The organism is Blastococcus deserti, from assembly GCF_042682525.1.
Lineage (GTDB): Bacteria > Actinomycetota > Actinomycetes > Mycobacteriales > Geodermatophilaceae > Blastococcus_B > Blastococcus_B deserti.
Map to the genome: position 1 here is coordinate 1 of NZ_JBHUHP010000024.1, position 5,437 is coordinate 5,437.

General features: G+C 67.8%; 3 protein-coding genes. All 3 read right to left on the reverse strand.

The annotated features are described in order from the left end of the window. Positions 1 to 1,132, reverse strand: a 1,132-nt coding sequence (locus tag ACFSHS_RS18915) for a hypothetical protein (RefSeq protein ID WP_376879461.1), incomplete at its 3' end; no start/stop codon positions are given. A 41-nt stretch (positions 1,133 to 1,173) separates the two neighbouring features. Next, positions 1,174 to 3,066, reverse strand: a complete 1,893-nt coding sequence (locus ACFSHS_RS18920; protein ID WP_376879464.1) for a hypothetical protein — start codon at positions 3,064 to 3,066, stop codon at positions 1,174 to 1,176. 992 nt (positions 3,067 to 4,058) lie between these two features. Beyond that, on the reverse strand, positions 4,059 to 5,437 hold a 1,379-nt coding region (locus ACFSHS_RS18925; RefSeq protein ID WP_376879466.1), incomplete at its 5' end, for a HEPN domain-containing protein.

Below are 5,437 nucleotides of genomic sequence, written 5' to 3' on the forward strand. Positions count from 1 at the left end.
CCACCGACCGAACCGCCGCGGCAGCCCTGCCGCAGGCGGCTTGACATAGGAGCAACGCGTGGACGACGGCGTCCTGAGCGCGGGCAAGGCGTGCCCGGAGCTCGTAGAGGCGCCGTCGGGTGCCGGCCTCCGGGTCGTCGGCGCGGGCCGTCGGTCGGGTCCCCCGTCCCTTGCGGGTGGCAGGGGGCCGCGCAGGAGTCGCCGGGAGAGCGTTGAGCTCCGCCTCGGTGGTCGTGTCGATCTCGTCGAGTGCGCGTGACACGTCGTCGAGAGCGGCGACCAGATCAGCCACGACGGTGTCGTCGGGCTCGGTCAGCCGCGGGGAGCAAGCCCGCAGCGTCTGGGCGAGCGCGGTGGCCGTCGCTGTTGCCCGGTCGACGCCGTTCTCGCGTTCGTCTGGGGCAGCGCCTGCGTCGACCAGCCGGCCGGCCGCCGTCGCGGCCTCCTCGACGGCCTCGGCGACTCGGGCGGCGAACGCCGGCGTTCGGGCCACCGCCTCCAGGTAGTCGCCGAGGTCCACGTCGACGTGAACCTCGGGGTCGTACCGCTCACCCAGGTTGGCGATCTCCCGCTCCACCTGGTGGCGGAAGAAGTCGACCGTGAACAGGGTCTCGTCGAAGAAGTAGCGGACGGCACCCGCATGTCGGTCGAGCTGCAACGCCGCCAGCACGTCGCTGTGCCCGAGGTAGACGATCTCTATCGTGCGGCCGCGCTGCGCGGCCTCGTCGCGCCACCGCTCCGCGGCGCGGTTCCACTTCTCCAGGGCGCTCATTCGCCCGGGTACGACCGCGGCGCTTCGGTCGATCGGCAGGACGAAGGCGTACCGGGTGAGGGTGGGGGCGTTCGTCAGGGCGTCGAAGAAGCTTCGGCGCATCTGCTGGAGGGCGGACTCGTCGAGCTCATCCAGGTACTTCGCCTGCCACGCCCAGGTCCCAGCCCCCCGGCCGGGCGGCGCCTCACAGGAGAACTCGATGCCGCCGTCGGGAGCAGCGCGCCTCTCCAGGCGAGCGTGGACGGGCAGGCGCTCGATGTCCGGCGCGAGGAGGTACGTGAGTTCTTCCCACGCTCGGTGCTGGCTGCCCTCGTGCTCACGGATGCGCTCGAAGTCGATCCTCGGAAGCGGGAGCTGCACTGGCGTCCTTCGACGAGGGGATGGGACTGCTCACGATCCTGCTACGCGACTCCCGGTGCTCCTTCAGGTCGTCCGTCGGCGGGGTCATCGCCGCTCTCTTGAACCCCCGCCGGCGACGCAGCGGTGGCGGGCTGGTCATGTGTCAACAGGGTCTCGATGTCGAGGACACGAAGCTCGATGTTCTCCGCGGCGCAGGCCTCCTCGAGCCGGGCGCGCAGCGTGTCGTCGACGGCGCCGAACGTGGCCGCGACGTGCACGTCTGCGCCGAAGCGGACGCTGTTGCGGACGTCGCTCTCGACGTCGGTGAAGCCCGCAGGCTGCTTCTTCATCTCGCCGGCGTAGACCTTCGTGCCGCCCCAGCCCAAAAGGTCCACCTCGAAGTCTTCGTCGGTCCCGACGAACTGCGCGCCGGCGACGAGATGAAGCCCTTCCGACTGAAGCACGCCGGCGGCCGCGAGCACGGGAAGACCGCCGTTCGCGCTGATCAGGCGCATCACGGGTGCGAGCAGGTAGTACAGCCGGGGCTCCCCATGATCTCCGACGTCGTAGACGGCCGGTGCCCCGCACGCTCGGCAGGTCACCGGGGCCGCCGCGTCATCGAGCTGCCGGAGGTCGTGGGTGTCGCAGAGGGTGCAGTCCGCGCGCAACCCCCTCTGGACATGACCCCGGTCCACCAGTTCCGCCAGAGCCGCCGCAACGCGCGATGCAGGCACTGCCGACGACGGCGGGGGGAGGTTCGACGCCAGGTCATGGAGGGTTCGGGGCCGGGGCGAGCGGAGCGTGGCGAGCATCGCGAGCACGGACTCGCGGTCGGGTGCATCCAGCTTCTGCAGTTCTCGCTTGAGCTTGCGGGTGTCGTCGGGCGTAAGGGCCTCGATGACCGACACGACAACAGGGTCTCGGTACGGCTCGAGCCGGCCGGCTTCCCTTTCGAGCACGGCCCGCAGCTGCCGGGCCTTGTCCGAGGGCTCGTACGGCAGGGTGACGGCGGCCTTCAGCACATGCTCCGGCGAGGGCAGCGCGAGGGGGAGCTCGTAGCGGCGCTGCAGCCGCGACCGCAGTCGTAGGGCGTCACCCGCCCACGTGGCCTGCGCGTCGAAGAGCTCCGCGACGGCGGGCCGTCGCGGTACATCGAAGAGCTTCGAGCGGAGCCGCAGGTCTGCCGGCTGTCCGGTGAACGCCGGCGCGAAGGACAGCGGTCCCAGGAATGTCACCGTGGTCCGCGGCCGGTAGAGAGCGGTCGTCTGGTCGGTTGCGGCCCCCACGTGACGAGTGCCGCTCCAGAACGGCCGGGGGTCGCCGTTGATGACCGCCGTCGGCTCCACCGTCTGCGTGCGGAACAGGCCCTCCGTCCACTTCGTGCCCTCATGACGGGCGATGCCGATCACCGACTCCAGCAGAGACTCCAGGTCCGCGCGCGGCACAGAGACGCTGACCACGGATAGCGACGGCGTGCCGCGGGCAGTCTGCCGGACCAGGTCCACGAGGGCGTCTCTGTTCGGCAGTACCTGGTCGTAGCCGAGGAGGAGCGAGGCGCCCTCCTCCCCGGGGCGCATGGCCCGGGCGTTCCAGAACCACAGCACGTCCTCGAAGGTCGTCTCAGCGCCGATTACGTACAGCAGAACCAAGGACTTCGCGAACGGGGCTTCCGCGTAAAGCGTCGTCAGTCCACGCACGGTGTCGTCGATGATGCTGCTGCCGCCGACCTGCGCCTCGAAGAACGTCGCGTCCGTGACGGCCTGAACCTCGGCGCCGAACTTCGCCCAGCTGCTGAGCTCTTCGCGGGTCGCCAGACGACCGACCGCCGCTACCTGGAAGGCGTTCTCCGCGCCAGCTTCGATGACCACCCGGCCATCGAGCTCCGCCAGCGTGTGGCTGACCAGGGCGGACGGAGCCCACTGCCGCGCGTCCTCGAGCGGACGGGCGGGCACCACGCGAACTCGCCGACCCTCGTGTGACTGGACGAACCCGGCCGCAGCGAGGGTCCCGGTGAAGTCGATGACGGTCGTGACGTCGAGGACGTCCAGGAGCTGCAGCCCCCCTGCCGCGTCGGTGACGTTCCCGATCTTGCCGACCACCAGCAGTGGGAACCGGCGGCCGCCCCACATGCTGCTCGCCGCGCGCATGGCGGCCGTCATCTGGTCGAGGTCGTCCTCAGCGATGGCCAGGGCCAGGTGCTCCGGCCCGAGTTCGAAGCGGATCCGCTCCTGCCGCACGAACTCGTCCACGCTCGCGGGCACCATCAGGGTCTCCGGTTCCTTCGACGGAGCGAGAACGTCAACTCCACCACGCAGTAGGGCCAGGCTCGTCCGAGCCTGGCTGGCGCCCTCCGGGTGTCCATTTCGGAGCACCGACCTCGTGCTTTCGCAAGCTAGCGGCCCTAGTGGAGCTGAGCGGACTCTAATCCTTGCCCCCAACAGCCAGCCGTCATCATCGCGTTCAAGGCGGTCGCTGCAGTTCCATAAGCTGGGTGACCGGCGGATAAGTACGGCCTCGGACGGCTACGAATGACCGCGAACGCCGCCAACTGCCCACCGCAACTGCTGGATCAGTAGCACAGCTCATAGCCGCAATCAGTAGTTGTGCTGGTGCGGTCCGGCCAGCGAGAACCAGAAGCTCATGCTGCTCACGCTGAAGGACCGTAGGTAGGCGCGGCTATGGCCAGCCGAGCCGATCACTACGCCCAAGTCGGTTGCAGGGCCTCGTCGAGTGGCTGAACTCGTGTCGGCGAGTCGATCGTGAATGGCTGACCCTCTCGCGATCCTCCCCGCACTCGTACGCGAACCTCAATGGTGCGGCCGCCTCGGAGCCGTCTGCAGAGGCATTTCGCCAACGAGTTCCTTCGAATCGTCACGGAGTTGACTACCAAGCCCGTCAAGGTCTCCCCACCCGACACCTTGGCTGTCGCAAGGCCCGAGCCGCCAACTCAACCCGGTGCGCCGCCTCGCTGGACAGGTGCGACGACTGCAGTTGACGTGGCGGGCCTCTGGCTTGTCCGAAATTCTTCAAGTCGAGAGCCCGGCCATGAGAACCGGCAGCCGTCCATGTTGGCCAACGCGAAGTGGAATTTCTCGTACTCCTGCAGTCGGTCATAAAGCACAGCCGGGTCGACGCCGACGAGGAGCAGAACGCTGATCCGCAGTACCCACTCAGTCGAGAGTGCCAGTTGGTAGTAGTGATCGGTCCGCTTCTCGTAGTTCTCCGGCTTTGTGGCATCTTTGGCGAATCGGTGTGCCTCCAAATTCCGGGCAAGCTTGACCTCGCGAATCCAGATGTCGCGGTCCTGCCCGATGAGACCGGGAGCAACCGCCTCGACCGGCGGCAGGAGCACCCGTAAGCGTTCAGCGAACGTCAGTTCGTTGAAGAGGCCAAAGCTCTGCTTCAGGCGATCCACCGTTGCCTTCCGATCTTCCGGGGACACCACCCCCAGCCCGATCGCGGCATCCGCCGCGGCCTCTGCCGCCGGTTTCACGATGGGACCGCGCTTGTTGATCCCTTGGAAAAGCGCCGCGTCGGGGTACAGACCCCGGTGCAGACCCTCGAGGCAGGCCGCATTGGCCAGCACGGCTAGCTCCAACGTCACTCGCTCGACCATGTGCTTGGTTGCGGTGTCGGGGATCGGGGCGAAGGCATCGAACAGCGGAAGCGCCCCAGCGACCATGCCGAAGGTCAGCTCAGTCGGGCGAAGAAGGCTCTTCCATGGCTCAAGACGCTCTGACCGTCTCTCACCAACGTAGATGGCCTCCATCCAGGACTCATCTGGGTTAGCTCGGAGCTGTACGCGTTCTTCCCGTAGTGCCGTGTCCGTCCACAGGCGAAGGAGGGTTAGGCATCGGTTCCAGAACTGGCGCTCCCACTCACGCTGGCTCAGCTTGACCCCCGAGTCCAGTGTCAGTGTCAGCCAGCCCCCCTCTCGGTCGCGGTGGGCCTCAAGTTGGCCGGCGACCTCGGTCAGGACCACCCTGGCGGCCTGGGGTTCAGCTATGACGCCGGGCCAAAGGTCAGGCTGCGGAATAGCCACTCGGCAGGCGTTGAAGGTCGCGTCGCGGTCACCCGCGTGTCCGCCCAGAAGAAGTCTTCGTCCAATGAAGACCTGCCCACCGCCGAGGCCGGGATCTGCCAGCCCTGCGTCCGTGATGGTGATCAGGGTCCCATTGTCCAGCGTTCCCAATAGAGGTATTGGGTTGAAATCCGCGATGGCGTCTTTGGGGTCTCCACTCCAGCCCACGCTGTTGAAGCCGTCGCCCTGCTCGTAGTACCGGAGAGCCGATCCGCCGCTACGAACACGACCGGCCCGGCGCACTG